Source organism: Komagataeibacter intermedius TF2 (assembly GCF_000964425.1).
In the GTDB taxonomy this organism is placed as follows: domain Bacteria; phylum Pseudomonadota; class Alphaproteobacteria; order Acetobacterales; family Acetobacteraceae; genus Komagataeibacter; species Komagataeibacter intermedius.
In genome coordinates, this window is sequence record NZ_BANF01000122.1 from 1 (window position 1) to 288 (window position 288).

At 56.2% G+C, this 288-nt stretch carries 1 protein-coding gene; it reads left to right on the top strand.

Annotation, left to right across the window (positions count from 1 at the left end; all coding sequences use genetic code 11):
• Window positions 1-73 precede the first annotated feature (73 nt).
• Window positions 74-288 (top strand): CcdB family protein (locus B7449_RS13455; protein ID WP_048883700.1); only part of this gene is annotated, 215 nt, incomplete at its 3' end.

Sequence of the window (288 nt, forward strand, 5' to 3'; positions counted from 1 at the left end):
TTCAACCAGCACATTTGGGGAGATTACAACCAGCACTCACAGGCTTCCCCTGGCAGACTATCGGAACTTCTAAGTGGCCCGTTTCGATGTGTATCGTCTGGCCGGACGGGGAGAAGCACGTTTCGTTCTGGATGTGCAGGCAGATCTTCTGGACGCACTGGGTACCCGTGTCGTGGTTCCGCTGCTGCCGCAGGGAACCGCACCAAAGCCTGCAAAGAGGCTGAACCCGGTGTTTATGGTTGACGACTGTCCCTTCGTCATGATGACGCAGTTTATGGCCGCAGTTCC